Raw genomic sequence first — 17,871 nt, forward strand, 5'->3', positions numbered from 1 at the left:
ATTAGGCTGATTTTAACTGATCACAAAAATAGACTTTTTCTATTGTATTTCAATATATTTTGATTTTTATCATATGACTGTTATAAATATAAATTAGAAAATGTATTGTTCAATTGTATTATAGGCTAAATCCTAAAGGCTTTAAACATCATTTCTCATAAGCCTCAAACTTTATCCTAGCCGGGATTGAGCGGCATGCCTGAGCTCTTTTCTGGTTTCGGCGGCGGCAAAGCCGCCGCCGAAACCAGAAAAAGCGAGTAGCGAAAGCCGGAAAAAGCTTCTAAAAAAAATAATCCTGCTTTTGCTGTAATCTAATTCTCTTAAAAAAATTCCATTTAAAAAAGTTGTAAAAAAATTCAAATGGCTTAATTCAACTTATATAGATAATATTACGTATAGAAGTCTTTAGATATACTAAAAAATTCCTTATTTTTGCAAACCTATAATTTACAATACATATGTTTAATAGTTTACAGGATAAATTAGACAAGGCGCTGCATAATATTTCAGGACGTGGAAAAATCACGGAAATCAATGTGGCGGAAACCGTAAAAGAAATTCGCAGAGCATTGGTGGATGCCGATGTTAATTATAAAGTTGCAAAAGATCTAACTAAAAGAGTTCAGGATAAAGCCCTGGGACAGGATGTCCTTACTTCCCTTACCCCTGGACAGCTAATGACGAAAATCGTTCATGATGAGCTTGTAGATCTTATGGGAGGTTCTCAGGAAGGAATCAACCTTTCCGGAAAACCATCTGTGATTCTTATTGCAGGGCTTCAGGGTTCCGGTAAAACAACGTTCTCCGGAAAACTGGCCAATTATTTAAAAACAAAAAGAAATAAAAAACCTCTTTTGGTTGCCTGTGACGTTTACCGTCCGGCTGCGATCGACCAGCTTAAAGTTTTGGGCGGTCAGATTGGTGTTCCTGTCTTCACGGAGGAAGGTTCTATGGATCCTTCAAGCATCTCTCAAAACGCTATTAATTTTGCTAAATCCAACGGCCATGATGTTGTGATTGTAGATACCGCAGGTCGTTTGGCGATTGACGAGCAGATGATGAAGGAGATCAAAACCGTACACTCTACCATTCAGCCAAACGAAACACTATTCGTTGTAGATTCCATGACGGGTCAGGATGCAGTGAATACGGCAAAAGCATTCAATGATACTCTAAATTTTGACGGGGTTGTTTTAACAAAATTAGACGGTGATACCCGTGGTGGAGCAGCTTTAACAATCCGTTCTGTGGTTGAAAAGCCAATTAAATTTATTTCTACCGGTGAAAAAATGGAAGCGTTGGATCTTTTCTACCCGGAAAGGATGGCAGACAGAATCCTGGGAATGGGAGACGTTGTTTCATTGGTGGAAAGAGCACAGGAACAGTTTGATGAAGAAGAAGCGAAAAAGCTTCATAAAAAAATTGCCAAAAATGAATTTGGTTTTGATGATTTCCTGAAACAGATCAATCAGATCAAAAAAATGGGGAATATGAAGGATTTGATGGGCATGATTCCTGGTGTTGGAAAAGCGATCAAAGATGTAGAGATCAGTGATGATGCATTCAAACATATTGAAGCGATCATCTACTCTATGACTCCTGAAGAAAGAAGAAAGCCATCTATTATCAATACGCAGAGAAAAAACAGAATTGCCAAAGGTGCAGGTAGAAAAATTGAGGATGTAAACCAATTGATGAAGCAGTTTGACCAAATGGGTAAAATGATGAAGATGATGCAGGGACCTCAGGGAAAACAGATGATGCAGATGATGAGCAAAATGCCTAATATGCCTGGAATGGGCGGAATGTTCGGTAAATAAACACACAAAAAAACGATTAAAAAATATTATTATGGAACTTAACGAAAAACAAGGGAATTACAACCAACCTTACAAATCAGAGAAAAAAGTTGTTGCAGGAATTTTAGGAATTTTACTTGGAACTTTTGCAATTCACAAATTCTATCTTGGATATACTAAAGCAGGAATTATTCAATTAGTTTTAGGACTTGTAACTTGTGGGATTGTTGGGATTGTTGGATTTATTGAAGGGATTATTTACCTTACAAAATCTGATGAAGAATTTGACAGAACTTATGTTCAGAACCAGAAAGAATGGTTTTAAAACTTCAGGTTTTACTAATTAAATATAATAAAATCCGGCTCAAATTTTATTTGAGCCGGATTTTTTAATTCCAATATTAACCGACTTAATCTGAATAATTTCATCGATTATTATTTAAGTTTAGACAGATTCTTGTATTATTTGAATTTGTACCCTAATCCTATCTGGAAAAAATTCATCTTCATTTTTTCGTCTGCTACAGGATCTTTAATCATATTAGACAATCCGAAGCTGTAACGTGCATCTACAAAAAGCCCTTTGTAAACGTTATAGTCTGCACCGAAAAACAATCCGAACTCAGCAGATTTCAAACCATTATCAAATGATTCTTCCAGGAAACTTTCTGCTTCATTCAATGACTGAGGATTTGCAGTACCGCCAGATACATCAATATTTACTTTGGTTCCTGTTTTAATGCTTACAAAAGGCCCTGCATATACCGCAAGATCAGGTGTTGCATAATATCTTGCAGATACAGGAATTACAATTCTGTTCAGATTGAATTTCTCTGTCACGGTGATGCCTGATACTGAAACTTCGGCTTTCCCCCCAAGATTGGCATACTGAACCTCACCTTGTACAGCAAATTTATTATTGAATTTATGCTCAACCAAAGCGCCAACGTAAAAGCCTGGCTTTGATTTTAAACCTCCGTTTACACCTTCGAAAACGTCTAAGTCTTCATTTGATGTTAATTTAGATAAGGCAAATCCACCTTTTAATCCAAAAGTTGTCTGTGCAGTTGCTGCTGTAGATAATGCTAAAACAGATGCGAATAAAATTTTCTTCATTATATCAATTTTTATAGATTCATTATTGAACCTGTTTTGTATTTTTTTTGATTAGCTAATTATTTATCAGATTTCTGAGCTTTAGACTTGATGAAATAAGAGAAACCAACGTTTACCCCGAAAGTTTTTACGTTTGTTTTAACATCTGTATTCATGATCGTCTGCTTGTTGGAGAACTGATCGTAAGATACACCAAGGTTGATCCCTAGAGATTGTGTAGCCATATAGGTAACTCCTCCTTTTACCTTCCATGCAAGACCGTCAGTTGTGGTTTCATCAGAAGCAGAAACTCCTAAAACATTCATTTCTCCTTTGTTTTTCACTGAAGCATATCCGATACCTGCACCAAGGAAAGGAACAAATTTGCTGTCGTTAGCGAAATAATAAGTAGCCGTTGGCATTACTGAAAAACTTGTAGTAGTAGCTTTTGTACCTTCGTATTTGGTAGTAGCGCTTGTAAGTCCTAAATCGATTCCTACCGCCAATTTATCAATAACAAAGTATCCTACAGAAGGAGTGATTGAAAATGTGCTTACTTTTGGTCCGTCTGCAGACTCCTCTCCTACTTTTACAGTAGTCGTTACGTTGTTGAATCCGAAACCTGTATTTCCGCTTACTACCCAGTCTCCTTTAGTCATTTGGGCATTTGATAATCCGAAAAGTGCAACAGCACCTGCTAGTAATAGTTTTTTCATGATTTTTAAAATTTAAAAGTTTATATTTAGTTTATTAATTATTTAGCAAAAACATATTTTACTCCGAAAGTAACCGAAGATAAGTTTAAACCAAAATTGAAGTTATCAGTTCCTTTTTCCTGATCTTTAATCTTCATATTTTTGTAGCCAAACTCGCCTATTGTAGCTTCAATCGTCCAGTTTTTATTGATGAAATAATCTAATCCTGGTTTCACATTTACACCAAAAGAAGTATATTTCTGTTCCATATTTATACTTTGAGAATAGATATATCCACTCATATTAATATAATCAAATTGTAAATCTGCCGTACGTTTTCCAATCTCAATAGGAACTTCAAGCTGCCCGAAAATATATAACTTATCCGAAAGCGTCCAGTATTTTCTGATGAACGGTCTTGCTGTAAAAGCATCTGCTTTCACCTTTGATTGCAGGGTTTCAATACCAAATCCTAAATTATTGATATCTGTATTTTCTGCTCTGCTTCCAATATACCGATCCCTGTGCCGACAGCCAAATTAGGAGCAATGAAGACCCCAACTGTTGGAATAATGCTGAAATTCTGAAGTTTGTCGTCCGTATTATTATTTTTTTCCTGAGAATAGCCCGCCTGACCAGACAGATAAAGCGTACCTGTTTTAATTTGGGCATTGGAAAGCCCGAAAAGCGCAACAGCTCCGGCTAAGAGTAATTTTTTCATGGTTCTTTAGTATAATAAATAAGTGGAAAAAGCCCTAAGCAAAAAACTTAGGACTTTTAATGATATATGTTTTGTTTATTATTTAGCAAAAACATATTTAACACCGAAAGTAACTGAAGATAAATTCAATCCGAAGTTAAAGTTATCAGTGCTTTTGTCAAGATCTTTGTACTTGAAGTTGTTGTATCCGAATTCTCCGATAGTAGCTTCGATAGACCAGTTTTTGTTTAAGAAATAATCTAAACCTGGTTTTACGTTTACTCCGATGGAAGTGAATTTAGATTCAGTATTGAACTGAGATGAAGCACCGCTGTATTCAGCTTTATCTTTACCGAATGCCATTGGAACTTCTAACTGTCCGAAGATGTATAATTTCTCACCTACAGTCCAGTATTTTCTTACGAATGGAGCCACTACAAATGCATCCGTTGAAAGTTTAGTCTCAACATTAGTTAAAGCATTTGTTGTAGTTGTAGAACTGTTTGCATAACCCACACCTAAACCAACAGCCACGTTATTTCCTACGAAATATCCAACAGTAGGTACAATAGTAAAATCTTCTACTTTAGAATCTGTATTGTTATTCTGAGTTGAAGAATATCCTACCTGTCCTGATAAATATGCAGTTCCTTTAGCAATCTGAGCATTGGATAAACCGAAAAGTGCAATAGCACCTGCTAATAATACTTTTTTCATTTTTTTAAAAATTTAATACTTTCTGGCGGCAAATTTACAGAGGTACCACCGGATATTAAAATTTGTTAACGTGATTAATATCATTGCTTTTTTTTGGCATTTTACGGGTATAAATCGTATTAATGAAAGAGGTTTGAGCTTTTCACAATTATATGAATAAAAAAACTCCAATTTTGCAATTGGAGTTAAATATGATTGATTTTAAAAAAATTTATCTCAGGAAAAAGTTTGCCCCGAAATTGATCGCACCGAAGTTGAATCTGTCGTTACCTCTCCAATACGGGTCCTTATATTTGCTTCCGATGTTCTGGAATCCAAGATAAAGCTCGGTATTCTTCAGCTGATAGCCTACTCTTGGAGCTACATATAACCCACTGTTGATGTAATCTCTTGTAGAAATAGCTGCTCCCAGATCCAAGCCTACAAAAAGCGGAACTTTATTAAAAGTATATTTTCCTGAAGCTGCAATTGGAATAAAGCCGAAATCATCAACATTATCTTTTCCGAAGAAATGAGAATATCCTGTAGTAGCACCAATATCCAGTCCTTTTGTAATATTCCACATATAAGCTGCGTCAATACCAATCGTTACGCTTGCAGCATCTGCAGCATCACCAAGCGGAGCACCGATGTGACCCCCAAGTCTGAAACCTTCCTGCGCCTGCGCAACACCACCTAAAAGTGCAAAAGCACCCAGTAATAATAGTTTTTTCATTTTTTAATAAGTTTAAGTATTTAATTATTGAATGGTTGTTTCAACACAAAAATATGGTATCTGAAAACCACAAAAAAAAGCGGAACAAATTTTGTACCGCTTTACGTTTTTAATGTAAATAATTCTTAGTTTCCTCCGAATTTGAAACCTACACCAACTTGAAAAAAGCTATTGGTTAATTTCTCACCGTCAGAAGTATCTTTAGCAAGGTTTGAAACCCCTAAATTGTATCTTGCATCAAAAAACAATCCGTTTTCAAGCATATATTCTGCTCCGATGAAAGGGGCAATATTAAGTTTATTTACCTGATCTTTGATATCAACATTATCACCAAGACCAAACGCAGTTCCTAGATCTCCCATAGATGCGTTTCCTGTAATCTCATATTTTGCTTTTGCAGAAAGAATGATTCCAAAACTTGCACCACCGGAAACTGATAGATTTTCAGTAATAAAATATTTTGCAGAAACCGGAATCAATAAAGTTCCAAAAGTAGTTTTAGCTTTAACGCGCACATCGCCGCTGAAATCTCCTTCAAAAGCTCCTGACTCGTCTACCTTACCCCCAAGCGGAGAGTAAAGAACTTCACCCTGGATACCGAACTTGTCACTGAATTTATGCTCTACTAAACCTCCTACATAAAAAGTATGTAACGGATCTGAACTTTCAGAACCTGAATTGTCTTTTTGTTTAAGGGTAGATAGAGAATAACCTGCTTTTGCACCAAATCTGGTTTCCTGAGCCTTAACGCTCATCCCGATAACAGCTACTGCTGCTAGAAGTAAAATTTTCTTCATTTTGTTAATAGTTTTTAATTAATCGATGGGCAAAAATAGTCTTTTTTTTTAAATGCCAAAACTTTACATATTTATTTTACAATAAAAAAATCAGGATAGAATTTATCCTGATTTATCACAAATATATGAAATATTTAATCGTTTCGTAGTTTCTTCTCTTCTTCATTATATGCAAGGATAATCTTTTTAACAACAGGGTGCCTTACAACATCTTCTTCTGTAAGATGCACAAACCCAATTTCCTTTACACCTTTCAGAATGCGCATAGCCTCTTTGAGCCCTGATTGCTGTTTTGGCGGAAGGTCGACTTGGCTTGGATCTCCGGTGATGATAAATTTGGCATTCATGCCCATTCTGGTTAAAAACATTTTCATCTGAGAATGCGTGGTATTCTGAGCTTCATCCAGAATAACGAATGCATCATCCAGGGTGCGTCCTCTCATGAAAGCCAGCGGTGCTACTTCAATTACTTTTTTCTCAATAAAACCCTCCAGCTTCTCGTGCGGAATCATATCACGAAGTGCATCATATAATGGCTGCAAATACGGATCAAGCTTTTCTTTAAGATCACCCGGCAAAAAGCCCAGGCTCTCCCCCGCTTCTACAGCAGGCCTTGTAAGAACGATTCTTTTTACAGCCTTATCCCGTAACGCCTTTGCTGCTAAAGCCACACTGGTGTACGTTTTACCTGTTCCTGCCGGTCCGATCGCAAAAACCATATCTTTTTTCTCTGTTTCTTTGACCAGCTTTTTAAGATTGGTAGTTTTGGCTTTGATGATCTTTCCGTTCACCCCTTTTACAATGATGTCCTGATCGAAAACAAGCTGCTTTTCATTTTCGTCTTTTATATTGAGGATATTTTCAACATCCTTAAGGTCAATTGAATTATTTTTTGAGATATAATTTACAATATCATCAAGTTTCTGCTTAAAAATATCAAGGGCTTCCTGATTTCCCATAGCGAAGATAAAATGATCTCTGCCGGTAATTTTAAGAGTCGGAAATGTAGATTTTATTAAATTGAAATATTGGTTATTTACTCCATAGAAGATTTTCGCATCGATATCCTCCAAATCATATGTTAACTCAAACATGCAGTATCTTTATTAATTTTAGATTTTAAATGTAAAGCTTTTTTTGGAAATTTATATCAAATTCTTTTCCACAATCATTCGGGCATTCTTTTATTTTAAATAAATTTGCATTTCTACATTCTATAAACAATCAATGTCAATTATTACCCTTACTTCAGATTTCGGAAATTTGGATTACAGAGTTGCCGCTGTAAAAGGCAGTATACTTTCTCTGAATCAGAAAGTTAACATTATTGATATTACCCATGATATTCAGGCTTTTAACCTTGTACAGACTTCGTACATTGTCAGAAACGCCTACAAGCACTTTCCGAAAAACACGGTTCATATCCTTTCTGTGGACAGTTTTCACAACAAATCAAGAAAAAACATCCTGTATAAAGCAGACGGACATTATTTTATTGCTGCCGATAACGGGCTTCTGAGCCTGGTCTTTTTCGATATTAAGCCCGAAGCAATTTATGAAATCACCTTAAACAACAGATTTGATGATATTGTCAACTTTACATCAACCGATGTTTTTGTTCCTGCAGCCGTACATCTTGCCAATGGCGGACTTCCTGAAGTCATCGGAAGAAAGATCGATTCTGCCAAACAGCTGCTGTTCCCAAAACCTGTTTTTAATGACTCTGAAAAAATGATTATCGGAGAGGTTACTTATATTGATAATTTCGGAAATATAATATCAAATATCAGCAAAGATTTTTTTGAAAGTTCGGGCAAAGGGTATGAAAATTTCACCATAAAATTCAGAAATTTAAGTCTTTCAAGAATATTTTCCAGTCACACGGAAGTGGTTTCCGACTGGGAAAGAGAGACGGAATATCACGGGCAATCTGCTGCAATTTTCAATGATAGCCAGCTTTTGGAGTTAACCATCTATAAAGGAAGCAAAAAAAACGGCGCCAAGTCTCTGTTTGGACTGAACGTGGGAGAGAATATTTACATCGAATTTTTCTAAAATTTAATATTTCATAAAAAAATCGATTTTTTTTATATATTTGTCAAAATCTAAAAATTAAAAATGGCAGAGTACAAATTATTGCTTCCTTCCATGGGAGAAGGTGTTATGGAAGCGACAATTATCACCTGGTTATTCAACGAAGGAGATAATGTGAAAGAAGATGATTCCGTAGTGGAGATTGCAACTGACAAAGTAGATTCAGACGTTCCGACACCAGTTTCGGGGAAAATCGTAAAGATTTTAAAACAGAAAGACGAGGTTGCAAAAGTAGGCGAAGCTATTGCTATTTTAGAGATTGAAGGAGAAGGAGGAAACACAGCTTCAGAAGAAACCGTTACAGAAACTCCTGCTTCTGCTCCGGATGCCGAAATCTTAAAAACGATCGAAGAACCCTTAAAAGTATCTGCTTCCACAGAATTTTCGGGAGATCTTTATCTTTCTCCACTTGTAAAATCAATTGCACAACAGGAAAATATTTCCGAAACCGAACTGAAATCCATCAATGGAAGCGGTCTGGAAGGAAGAATTACCAAAGAAGATATTTTAGCATACGTTAAAAACAGAGGCAATCAGCCTGTTCCACAAGCTGCACCGGCACAACAGACTGCTCCAGCTGCAAAACCTGTGGCGACATCAGCTCCTACTTCAACAATCACGGCTGCTGCAGGTGATGAGATCATTCCAATGGATAGAATGAGAAAGATCATCGCTGAAAATATGGTGAAAGCAAAACAAATTGCTCCACACGTAACTTCTTTCATCGAAACAGACGTAACCAACGTTGTTAAATGGAGAAATAAAAATAAATCTCTCTTTGAAAAACGTGAAGGCGAAAAGCTTACTTTCATGCCGATTTTCGTAAGAGCGGTGGTAAAAGCCATTCAGGATTTCCCGATGATCAACGTTTCTATTAATGGTGAAAACATCATTAAAAAGAAAAATATCAATATTGGTATGGCAACCGCTTTACCGGACGGAAACCTTATTGTTCCGGTAATTAAAAATGCAGACCAGTTATCACTTTCAGGACTGGCAAAAGCAATTAATGATCTGGCATACAGAGCAAGAAATAAAAAATTAAGACCTGAAGATACGCAGGGTGCAACTTATACCATCTCCAACGTAGGAAGTTTTGGAAACCTGATGGGAACTCCTATTATCCCTCAACCTCAGGTTGCTATTCTGGCAATCGGAGCGATCGTTAAAAAACCTGCAGTTCTTGAAACACCGGACGGAGATGTAATTGCGATCAGAAACTTAATGTTTATGTCTCACTCTTATGACCACAGAGTAGTAGATGGTTCTCTAGGAGGAATGATGCTTAAACATGTTCATGATTACCTTGAAAACTGGGATCTGAACACAGAAATATAATCTACAAATGATGATCGACACGTTATAATTGATGTAAGCTTGTCGAAACATTTTTACCATACAAACCTTCGGAATTTTTTCGGAGGTTTTTTTTGTATTGTATTAAATAATGATAAATTTTTAAACCAAATATAATTTCTGTATTTTTATCCAGATCATCCTAATGTACAGAATGCTGAAATTTTTAATCCTAATTCGAAGATCTTTAAAAAAGTCCTTCGACAATATTCACAACGAACAGCTGAAGCATAATCTGCTGCAGGCCGTTCCTTTTTGGATAGGTTCTGTCATTACAGGTTTTGTAGCGGTGATGTACGCTAAAATCTTTGCCTGGGGAGAACATCTTCTGAATTATATCCTGAACTGGCATTTGTGGATGATTTTCATTATTGCTCCCATCGGTTTTGTATTGTCGTGGTGGCTGGTGAAAGAATTCGCTCCGTATGCAAAAGGCAGCGGAATCCCTCAGGTGATGGCCGCGGTAGAGCTTGCCAATCCGAAAGAGCATAAAAAAATACGAAGTCTATTAAGTCTAAAAATTATAGTTTTCAAAATACTTTCATCCGTCATTTTGGTTATCGGAGGCGGTGCGGTTGGCCGGGAAGGTCCTACGATTCAGGTGGCCGGTTCAGTTTTCAGAAAAGTAAATGAATATCTTCCGGATTGGTGGCCTAAGATTTCCAAGAAAAATATGATCATGACAGGTGCTGCCGCCGGACTTGCCGCAGCTTTCAACACCCCTCTCGGCGGAATTGTTTTTGCTGTTGAGGAACTTTCGAAAACTCACATCAATTATTTTAAAACCGCCTTATTTACGGCTGTTATTATTGCCGGTCTTACGGCTCAGACACTGGCCGGATCTTATTTATATTTAGGTTATCCGAAAACAAATGATGTTTCATTAATGGTCATGTTCCCGATCATTCTTGTTGCCGGAGTTGCCGGAATTCTTGCCAGTCAGCTTTCCGTAATCATGTTAAAAATTACAGCCTGGAAAAAAAGAAAACTGAAAACCGACAGGGCCAATGTTGCTTTTCTTATTATTTCCGCATTAATTATTGCATCCGTCGCCTTCTTCATTAACCGTGAAATTTTGGGTTCCGGAAAAGAAATCATGGAACGTATTCTTTACACTGATGAAAAACACGAAGACTGGTATGTTCCTGTTTTAAGAATGTTAGGGCCTGCGCTATCCTTTACTTCCGGAGGTGCGGGAGGAATTTTTGCGCCTGCTTTAACGGCCGGAGCAACGGTTGGCTCCGTAATTTCAGGATTTATTGATCTAAGCCCGAATGAAACCAATGTTGTAGTTCTCGGAGGAATGGTTGCTTTTTTAACCGGCATTACACGAGCTCCGTTTACATCAGCCATTATTGTTCTGGAAATGACCGACAGACATTCGTTAATATTTCATCTGATGCTTGCCGGAATGGTTTCTTCCATTGCCTCAATTCTTGTCAGCAGGCATTCTCTGTATGATCTGATCAAAGTTGGTTTCCTGGAAGAGATACGGAAAGAAAAAAATTAATTGTTTTTTTAATCTAAATCAATAGTACTAAAATTTCCGGAATGAAAAATCTGTCAGATGGTCTTAAAAATTTGAAGAACTCTTTCCGTAAATGTTAAACGCTGTCATTTCCTAGCCCCGATCGAACGGCATGTCTGAGCTCTTTCCCTTGGTTTCGGCGGCGGCAAAGCCGCCGCCGAAACCAAGGGAAAAGCGAGTAGTGAGAGCGGGAAAAAGCTCCTTTTACAAGAAATGTAATTTTACCTGCCATAAAGTTATGGTTAACTTGTACCTATTATGTAACAAAATCCTACTGCATTATTGTATATTATAAATATATTTCCTACTTTTGCACCTCGAAATAATTAACAAATTTTTTAACATTATGAACAATTACGAAACTGTTTTCATTTTAACTCCCGTTCTATCTGAAGCTCAGGTGGAGGAAGCAGTGAACAAGTATGTAGATCTTATCAAAGAAAAGAACTGCGAAATCGTTGCTAAAGAAAACTGGGGATTAAAAAAATTAGCTTACCCGATCCAATTGAAAAAGAACGGATTCTACACTTTAATTGAATTTAAAGGTGAAGGTTCTGTAGTTGCTGATTTAGAATTAGCATTCAAGCGTGACGAGAGAGTAATCCGTTACCTTACTACAAAACTAGACAAACACGCTGTTGACTACGCTGTAACTAGAAGAGCAAAAGTAAAAGCAGCTAAAGCTTAATTATTAACCCTATTTTTTAAAATTACAAGACATGGCAATAGACGAAATGGCTAAACAAGCCTCAGCTGGAGGAGAATCTGAAGTAAAATTCCTTACTCCGCTTGATATCAATACAAAATCTGAAAAGAAATATTGTAGATTCAAAAAATACGGAATTAAGCACGTTGATTACAAAGATGCTGATTTCTTATTACAGTTCGTAAACGAACAAGGTAAAATCTTACCAAGAAGATACACCGGAACTTCTTTGAAATACCAGAGAAAAGTTTCTGCTGCAATCAAAAGAGCAAGACACCTTGCGTTACTACCATACGTAGCTGACTTATTGAAATAAAAAAATTGCAATTAGCCATTAGCGTTAGCTTTTGGCTTTTTGTTGCTGAATAAATAATTAATTCTAACTTGATTTTAGATAATAGATTTAAGGTTTGAGACAAAATGTCTAACATCTGATTTCTAAATTCTAACATCTAAAAAAGGACAACAACAATGGACATTATCCTAAAAAAAGACGTAGAAAATTTAGGTCTTGAATTCGACACAGTAAGCGTAAAGCCAGGTTATGCTAGAAACTTCTTAATTCCTCAGGGATACGCACTTTTGGCAACTCCTAAAAACAAAGCAGCTCTTGAAGCTACTTTGGAAGCGAGAAAAGAAGAAGAAGCTAAATTAATCGCTGCTGCAAACGCTGTAGTTGAGCAATTGAAAAAAACTTCTATTACTATTCCTGCAAAAGTAGGTTCTGGTGATAAATTATTCGGATCTATCAACAATGCAGATCTTTCTGCAGCTCTTGGAAAAGCAGGAGTATCTGTAGAGAAGAAATACATCAAAATCCCAGGAAACACTATCAAGAGAACTGGTAAAGTAACTGCTAACATCAGACTACACAGAAATGTAGAATACAATTTCGAATTCGATATCGTATCTGATGCACCGGTAGAAGCTGCTCCTGCTAAAAAGGAAGAAGCTAAATCTGAAGAGGCTTAATCAATAAGACTTTTTACCATACAAAACCACTTCAAGTTGAAGTGGTTTTTTTTATATACCACTCCGTTCCTGTACAATGATTGTAAATATAAATTGTTCGCTATAGGATTCCATATCCGTTAAAAAGCATTTAGGCAGAAAATTTGCTTTAGTTCCTGAAATTATTTTTATGGAAATCAGTGAAATTGTTTCAAAGCAAAAAGAATTTTTCAGCACCCATCAGACGAAAAATATCAGATTTCGGAAAATGTACCTTGAGAAACTTAAAGCACTTCTCATCAGCAATGAAAAGCTTTTGTATGAAGCTATTAAACAAGATTTCGGCAAATCAGAATTTGATACGTTCACTACGGAAATTTCATTTGTTATTAACGATATCAATTATTACCTGAAAAATCTGAAATCACTTTCCAGGCCTAAAAAAGTAAGCACCAATCTTATCAACCAAATTGGAAAAAGCATCGTTTTTCCGGAACCGCTGGGAAATGTACTGGTTATCGGAGCATGGAACTACCCTTATCAGCTCTCGCTCTCCCCTGTCGTTGCAGCACTTGCCGCAGGAAACTGCTGTATTGTAAAACCCAGTGAGATTGCCGAAAATACAATGAAAGCAATTACTACAATCATCAACGAAAATTTCCCTCCCGAATATTTATATTCCTATGAAGGCGGTGTAGAAGAAACCACAGAGCTTCTGAAGCTCAGATTTGATAAAATATTTTTTACCGGAAGTACGAAAGTAGGGAAAATAGTATATGAAGCCGCCTCAAAAAACCTGACTCCCGTAACCCTGGAGCTTGGCGGTAAGTCTCCGGCCATTGTTACCAAAGATGCCAATCTTGAAGTTGCAGCTAAAAGAATTGTCTGGGGAAAATTTCTAAATGCCGGCCAAACCTGTGTTGCTCCGGATTATTTGCTGATTGAAGAAACGGTAAAAGAACAGTTTCTTGAAACGCTTACAAAATATATCAAGACATTTAATTATCAGGCGGGCTCCGGGCATTACACCAAAATCATCAATCTTAAAAACTTTGATCGCCTCATTGCACTTATAGATGCTGAGAAAGTTTATTCCGGTGGAAGTTATGACCACGAAAAGCTGTTTATAGAACCTACCGTCCTATCAAACATCAGCTGGACTGACAAGATCATGCAGGAAGAGATTTTCGGGCCTCTTTTGCCTGTTATTTCATTTACAAACTACAATATCATCATCAATCAAATTTGTGAGCTTGAAAAGCCTCTCGCAGCCTATCTTTTTACCAATAATTCTGAAGAGAAAGAAATCTTTAAAAATAAACTCTCTTTCGGAGGAGGCTGTATCAATGATGTCATGATGCATCTGGGTAATGAAAACCTTCCTTTCGGCGGTGTAGGAAACTCGGGAATAGGAAATTACCACGGAAAATTCGGCTTTGAAACATTTTCTCACCAAAAAGCTATTCTGGAAAAAGCAACCTGGGGCGAACCCGATATAAAATATCCACCCTACTCTGAAAAGAAACTGGGATGGATCCGAAAGATTATTAATTTTTGAGATGTGTTAAAAAGAAAAACCGGGAAATTCCCGGTTTTTATGATTTCTTTGGAGTCCATTTATTGAAAAACTCTTTTACCTTTTCAAGGCTGTACCCTTTCCCTTCTTCCAGAACATCACTCTGCTGAACATGGATCATTTTTCCGTTCTTATCAAGGATAATAAAAACCGGATATCCGAATTTCTCGCCGGGATTTCCGTATTCGGCAAAAACTTTTTCATTTTTGTTATCAGGAGAATAATTCAGGTGATAGTATTCGTAGTTTTTATCAACTATTGCCTTCAGTTCCGGTGTGGTCTGAACAAACTGATTGAATCTCAGACACCAGATACACCAATTCCCTCCTGCCTGAATTATAATATTTTTTTTCTCCTTTTTGGCTTTGGCAATAAGATTCTGAATATCTTTCCCGGCATCAGCTTTAGGATCATAAGGCTTTGGTAATTTTGCCTTCTCTTCCGCAGCTTTCTTTTTAGCATCCAGCTCAGAATGTTCAGTCTTTATCAACAGTGCCTTTTCATCATTCTTTCTTTCGTCTGCCTGCTGTTTTACATTCTGGGAAAAAGCAAAAAAGCTCATCCCCAAGAAACCTATTAATGATAACTTTTTCATATGGTAAAATTAAAAAAATATGACTATTTGCATGCAAAAATACAACCATATTTTTATTATCCGTAAATTTGCCTGTTTTATGAATTTTTTAATCAAGATATTATACTTCATTTCTAAGCTTCCCCTGAAAATATTATATATTTTTGCGGATATAATGTTCTTCCTGAACTATTATTTTGTAGGGTACCGCAAGAATGTTATAACCAAAAACCTTAAAAATTCATTTCCTGAAAAATCTGACGAAGAAATAGAAGAAATAAGAAAAAACTTTTATCGTAATTTTTCAGATTACCTCGTGGAAACCATTAAATCATTCAGTATTTCGGAAACAGAATCGAGGGTAAGGATGCAGCATATTAACCAGGAACTTTTTCACGAAGCGAAAGAAGAGGGTAAAAATATCATCCTTCTTGCCGGGCATGTTTTCAATTGGGAGTGGATCAATGCATTGGCAACAATAATTCCCCAAGATCATTGCCACCCTGTATACCGAAAGGTAAACAGTGACTTCTGGGAAAACCAGATGAAGAATGTCCGAAATAAATTCGGGAATGAAGCTCTTGAAGCAAAAGAAGTAATTCTCAACATTGTAAGGTCAAAAAACGATGGAAGCTCTGCCTATATGTTTGTGGCCGACCAGACTCCGCATTTTGCACACATTACCTACGGGCTGGAATTCCTTAATCAGAGAACCCCTGTTTTTACGGGCTATGACAGGCTGGCAACGAAAATGGATCTTGCGTTCATTTATTGTGAAATGAAAAAGGTGAAGCGTGGATTTTATCAGGTAAACTATCACAGGATCTATCCGGACGGGGAAAAGTTTGTGGAACATGAGGTGGTAAAAAAATTCCATAAATTATTGGAAAAGACCATTAATAAACGTCCCGACAATTATCTCTGGTCACACAGAAAATGGAAATATCAGGATTCTATTAAAAATTTTGATTCAGAAAAAAAGTAAAAACCGAATGTCAAAAAAGTTAGCTGTTGTCATCTTAAACTGGAACGGAAAATCATGGCTTGAAAAATTTCTTCCAAGTGTAGTGCGTTTTTCTCCACAATCTGATATTTATGTAGTTGACAATTTTTCTACTGATGATTCCGTTGATTTTTTACAGCATTATTTCCCGAAAGTAAAGATTATCAAAAATGATAAAAATTACGGTTTTGCGGGCGGTTATAATGAAGGATTAAAACATATTGACAACGAAATATACTGTCTTCTAAATTCGGATGTAGAAGTTACTGAAAACTGGGCGGAGCCGGTATTGCAACTATTTGAAAAAGATCCCGCAATTGCGGCGGCACAGCCTAAGATCCTTTCCTATGAAAGAAAAAATTACTTTGAATTTGCGGGTGCTGCGGGAGGTTTGATTGACAATCTTGGATATCCGTACTGCAGAGGAAGAATTTTTGATGATATTGAGGAAGATCACGGACAATACAATGATGAAACGGAAATTTTCTGGGCTTCAGGATGTTGTTTATTCATCCGTTCCAAAGATTTTTGGGAACAAAATGGTTTTGATGAGAGATTCTTTGCCCATCAGGAAGAAATTGACCTTTGCTGGAGACTAATTAATTCGGGGAAAAAGATTTTTTATACCGGGAAATCTGAAGTTTATCATGTAGGAGGAGGAACACTGAATAAGCAAAGCGCAAAAAAAACGTTCCTTAATATGAGGAATAACCTTTCTATGCTGCTGAAAAATCTGCCCTTTCCACAGCTGATTGCCGTGCTGTTTTCAAGACTTTGTCTTGACGGGTTTGCAGCAATATATTTTGGCTATAAATATGGGATTTCCCATTTCTGGGCGGTAGGAAAAGCACATTTTGCTTTTTATACGCATATTCCGGGGACATGGAAAAGACGCCAGAAGCATCAGAAACATCAATTTCATCAATCTAAATGGTTGATTTTTAAACATTATTTGAAATGAAAACAACTCCATTATTATTATTTTTATTTTTCTTTCAGCTCGGATTTTCACAAAAAAACGCATGGTCTGCTATTGACAAAAGCTACAGTATCAGGACAATCTCTGAAAAAGGCACGGAAACGGTAAAAGACGAGGATCCTGTAAAGGTTACCATCTTCTCGTTCAGAAATCTCGTAGACAATATGGATCCTGAAAAGGAAAAATCCGTATCTGAAAAATCGGTTTCTTTTAAAGACATCCGGGACAAAGTTGACAGAAAGGGTAAAGTGAATTTTAAAAAAGGTTCCGTTTATCTGGTAAGGCTTCAGGATGGTATACAGGGTGGAAGATTCCGTATCACAATAAATAAAAATGCTGATAAAAAGGCGGTAGATAATCTCAATAAATTTCTTTCTGAAAAAATAACCCACGGAAGTATTCTGAAAGAAACTATTGACACACCTGAACGTAAAAATGTAATTACAGGCTTTATTATTACCATCAGTGATAATGACGATGTTACTGCAGATACCTTAAAAGAAAAGTTCAGCAGTGAAATAAACGATATTATCAGGGTTGCCACCAATAAAAGTACTTTGTTTTTTAAAATAACAACATAATTGGG

The 17,871-nt window shown here is 36.6% G+C and carries 21 protein-coding genes; 12 read left to right on the top strand and 9 right to left on the bottom strand.

Annotated elements, in window-relative coordinates; translation table 11 throughout:
• Positions 1 to 458 precede the first annotated feature (458 nt).
• On the top strand, positions 459 to 1,820 hold the full coding sequence (gene ffh / locus HHL20_RS08555) for a signal recognition particle protein (protein WP_169230723.1): 1,362 nt from the start codon (positions 459 to 461) through the stop codon (positions 1,818 to 1,820).
• 31 nt (positions 1,821 to 1,851) lie between these two features.
• A complete protein-coding gene (locus HHL20_RS08560; RefSeq protein WP_087710381.1) occupies positions 1,852 to 2,124 on the top strand; it encodes a TM2 domain-containing protein in 273 nt (90 codons plus the stop codon).
• 137 nt (positions 2,125 to 2,261) lie between these two features.
• Here the strand turns inward: HHL20_RS08560 and HHL20_RS08565 are convergent, their stop codons facing one another.
• The 8 genes from HHL20_RS08565 to HHL20_RS08595 all read right to left on the bottom strand — a co-directional run bounded on the left by HHL20_RS08565 (position 2,262) and on the right by HHL20_RS08595 (position 7,612).
• Positions 2,262 to 2,915 (bottom strand): porin family protein, encoded by a 654-nt coding sequence (locus HHL20_RS08565; RefSeq protein WP_169230724.1) that lies wholly within the window; start codon positions 2,913 to 2,915, stop codon positions 2,262 to 2,264.
• A 59-nt stretch (positions 2,916 to 2,974) separates the two neighbouring features.
• Complete coding sequence (locus tag HHL20_RS08570; protein WP_169230725.1) at positions 2,975 to 3,610, bottom strand: OmpW family outer membrane protein; 636 nt, start codon at positions 3,608 to 3,610, stop codon at positions 2,975 to 2,977.
• Between the two features lie 38 nt (positions 3,611 to 3,648).
• On the bottom strand, positions 3,649 to 4,032 hold the full coding sequence (locus HHL20_RS19525) for an outer membrane protein (protein ID WP_228463133.1): 384 nt from the start codon (positions 4,030 to 4,032) through the stop codon (positions 3,649 to 3,651).
• A gap of 29 nt (positions 4,033 to 4,061) precedes the next feature.
• Complete coding sequence (locus HHL20_RS19530; RefSeq protein ID WP_228463135.1) at positions 4,062 to 4,310, bottom strand: hypothetical protein; 249 nt, start codon at positions 4,308 to 4,310, stop codon at positions 4,062 to 4,064.
• A 78-nt stretch (positions 4,311 to 4,388) separates the two neighbouring features.
• On the bottom strand, positions 4,389 to 5,006 hold the full coding sequence (locus tag HHL20_RS08580; RefSeq protein ID WP_169230726.1) for an outer membrane beta-barrel protein: 618 nt from the start codon (positions 5,004 to 5,006) through the stop codon (positions 4,389 to 4,391).
• 211 nt (positions 5,007 to 5,217) lie between these two features.
• Positions 5,218 to 5,721, bottom strand: a complete 504-nt coding sequence (locus HHL20_RS08585) for a hypothetical protein (protein ID WP_169230727.1) — start codon at positions 5,719 to 5,721, stop codon at positions 5,218 to 5,220.
• Between the two features lie 125 nt (positions 5,722 to 5,846).
• Positions 5,847 to 6,518: a porin family protein gene (locus HHL20_RS08590; protein WP_169230728.1), complete on the bottom strand. Its 672-nt coding sequence runs from the start codon at positions 6,516 to 6,518 to the stop codon at positions 5,847 to 5,849.
• Between the two features lie 134 nt (positions 6,519 to 6,652).
• A complete protein-coding gene (locus tag HHL20_RS08595) occupies positions 6,653 to 7,612 on the bottom strand; it encodes a PhoH family protein (RefSeq protein WP_169230729.1) in 960 nt (319 codons plus the stop codon).
• A 133-nt stretch (positions 7,613 to 7,745) separates the two neighbouring features.
• Between HHL20_RS08595 and HHL20_RS08600 the strand changes: the two genes are divergently transcribed.
• The 7 genes from HHL20_RS08600 (at position 7,746) to HHL20_RS08630 (ending at position 14,711) form a co-directional block, all read left to right on the top strand.
• On the top strand, positions 7,746 to 8,573 hold the full coding sequence (locus HHL20_RS08600; protein ID WP_169230730.1) for an SAM hydrolase/SAM-dependent halogenase family protein: 828 nt from the start codon (positions 7,746 to 7,748) through the stop codon (positions 8,571 to 8,573).
• Between the two features lie 63 nt (positions 8,574 to 8,636).
• Positions 8,637 to 9,950, top strand: a complete 1,314-nt coding sequence (locus tag HHL20_RS08605; protein ID WP_169230731.1) for a dihydrolipoamide acetyltransferase family protein — start codon at positions 8,637 to 8,639, stop codon at positions 9,948 to 9,950.
• A 172-nt stretch (positions 9,951 to 10,122) separates the two neighbouring features.
• Positions 10,123 to 11,478, top strand: coding sequence for a chloride channel protein (locus HHL20_RS08610; protein ID WP_169230732.1), 1,356 nt, complete (start codon positions 10,123 to 10,125; stop codon positions 11,476 to 11,478).
• Positions 11,479 to 11,842: 364 nt separating this feature from the next.
• Complete coding sequence (gene rpsF / locus HHL20_RS08615) at positions 11,843 to 12,184, top strand: 30S ribosomal protein S6 (protein ID WP_066434819.1); 342 nt, start codon at positions 11,843 to 11,845, stop codon at positions 12,182 to 12,184.
• 31 nt (positions 12,185 to 12,215) lie between these two features.
• Positions 12,216 to 12,518 (top strand): 30S ribosomal protein S18, encoded by a 303-nt coding sequence (rpsR, locus tag HHL20_RS08620; RefSeq protein ID WP_002979091.1) that lies wholly within the window; start codon positions 12,216 to 12,218, stop codon positions 12,516 to 12,518.
• A 155-nt stretch (positions 12,519 to 12,673) separates the two neighbouring features.
• A complete protein-coding gene (gene rplI / locus HHL20_RS08625) occupies positions 12,674 to 13,174 on the top strand; it encodes a 50S ribosomal protein L9 (RefSeq protein WP_169230733.1) in 501 nt (166 codons plus the stop codon).
• A 112-nt stretch (positions 13,175 to 13,286) separates the two neighbouring features.
• Positions 13,287 to 14,711, top strand: coding sequence for an aldehyde dehydrogenase (locus HHL20_RS08630; RefSeq protein WP_317165987.1), 1,425 nt, complete (start codon positions 13,287 to 13,289; stop codon positions 14,709 to 14,711).
• A 37-nt stretch (positions 14,712 to 14,748) separates the two neighbouring features.
• Here HHL20_RS08630 and HHL20_RS08635 read toward each other — a convergent pair whose 3' ends face one another.
• Entirely contained in the window at positions 14,749 to 15,324 is a 576-nt protein-coding gene (locus HHL20_RS08635; protein WP_169230734.1) for a thioredoxin family protein, read from the bottom strand.
• 79 nt (positions 15,325 to 15,403) lie between these two features.
• On the opposite strand from HHL20_RS08635, the gene HHL20_RS08640 reads away from it, so the two are divergent.
• The 3 genes from HHL20_RS08640 to HHL20_RS08650 are packed head-to-tail and all read left to right on the top strand — an operon-like array spanning position 15,404 to position 17,866.
• On the top strand, positions 15,404 to 16,288 hold the full coding sequence (locus HHL20_RS08640) for a lysophospholipid acyltransferase family protein (protein ID WP_169230735.1): 885 nt from the start codon (positions 15,404 to 15,406) through the stop codon (positions 16,286 to 16,288).
• 7 nt (positions 16,289 to 16,295) lie between these two features.
• Positions 16,296 to 17,267 (top strand): glycosyltransferase family 2 protein, encoded by a 972-nt coding sequence (locus HHL20_RS08645; protein ID WP_169230736.1) that lies wholly within the window; start codon positions 16,296 to 16,298, stop codon positions 17,265 to 17,267.
• Entirely contained in the window at positions 17,264 to 17,866 is a 603-nt protein-coding gene (locus HHL20_RS08650; protein ID WP_169230737.1) for a hypothetical protein, read from the top strand. The genes HHL20_RS08645 and HHL20_RS08650 overlap by 4 nt, the downstream gene beginning before the upstream one ends.
• Positions 17,867 to 17,871: the final 5 nt, after the last annotated feature.

Origin of the sequence: Chryseobacterium cheonjiense, from assembly GCF_012927265.1 — a bacterium.
GTDB classification, from domain to species: Bacteria; Bacteroidota; Bacteroidia; order Flavobacteriales; family Weeksellaceae; genus Chryseobacterium; species Chryseobacterium cheonjiense.

Coding starts and splice junctions, on each gene's coding strand:
- ffh (WP_169230723.1), top strand. CDS start 459: ATGTTTAATAGTTTACAGGATAAATTAGACAAGGCGCTGCATAATATT.
- HHL20_RS08560 (WP_087710381.1), top strand. CDS start 1,852: ATGGAACTTAACGAAAAACAAGGGAATTACAACCAACCTTACAAATCA.
- HHL20_RS08565 (WP_169230724.1), bottom strand. CDS start 2,915: ATGAAGAAAATTTTATTCGCATCTGTTTTAGCATTATCTACAGCAGCA.
- HHL20_RS08570 (WP_169230725.1), bottom strand. CDS start 3,610: ATGAAAAAACTATTACTAGCAGGTGCTGTTGCACTTTTCGGATTATCA.
- HHL20_RS19530 (WP_228463135.1), bottom strand. CDS start 4,310: ATGAAAAAATTACTCTTAGCCGGAGCTGTTGCGCTTTTCGGGCTTTCC.
- HHL20_RS08580 (WP_169230726.1), bottom strand. CDS start 5,006: ATGAAAAAAGTATTATTAGCAGGTGCTATTGCACTTTTCGGTTTATCC.
- HHL20_RS08585 (WP_169230727.1), bottom strand. CDS start 5,721: ATGAAAAAACTATTATTACTGGGTGCTTTTGCACTTTTAGGTGGTGTT.
- HHL20_RS08590 (WP_169230728.1), bottom strand. CDS start 6,518: ATGAAGAAAATTTTACTTCTAGCAGCAGTAGCTGTTATCGGGATGAGC.
- HHL20_RS08595 (WP_169230729.1), bottom strand. CDS start 7,612: ATGTTTGAGTTAACATATGATTTGGAGGATATCGATGCGAAAATCTTC.
- HHL20_RS08600 (WP_169230730.1), top strand. CDS start 7,746: ATGTCAATTATTACCCTTACTTCAGATTTCGGAAATTTGGATTACAGA.
- HHL20_RS08605 (WP_169230731.1), top strand. CDS start 8,637: ATGGCAGAGTACAAATTATTGCTTCCTTCCATGGGAGAAGGTGTTATG.
- HHL20_RS08610 (WP_169230732.1), top strand. CDS start 10,123: ATGCTGAAATTTTTAATCCTAATTCGAAGATCTTTAAAAAAGTCCTTC.
- rpsF (WP_066434819.1), top strand. CDS start 11,843: ATGAACAATTACGAAACTGTTTTCATTTTAACTCCCGTTCTATCTGAA.
- rpsR (WP_002979091.1), top strand. CDS start 12,216: ATGGCAATAGACGAAATGGCTAAACAAGCCTCAGCTGGAGGAGAATCT.
- rplI (WP_169230733.1), top strand. CDS start 12,674: ATGGACATTATCCTAAAAAAAGACGTAGAAAATTTAGGTCTTGAATTC.
- HHL20_RS08635 (WP_169230734.1), bottom strand. CDS start 15,324: ATGAAAAAGTTATCATTAATAGGTTTCTTGGGGATGAGCTTTTTTGCT.
- HHL20_RS08640 (WP_169230735.1), top strand. CDS start 15,404: ATGAATTTTTTAATCAAGATATTATACTTCATTTCTAAGCTTCCCCTG.
- HHL20_RS08645 (WP_169230736.1), top strand. CDS start 16,296: ATGTCAAAAAAGTTAGCTGTTGTCATCTTAAACTGGAACGGAAAATCA.
- HHL20_RS08650 (WP_169230737.1), top strand. CDS start 17,264: ATGAAAACAACTCCATTATTATTATTTTTATTTTTCTTTCAGCTCGGA.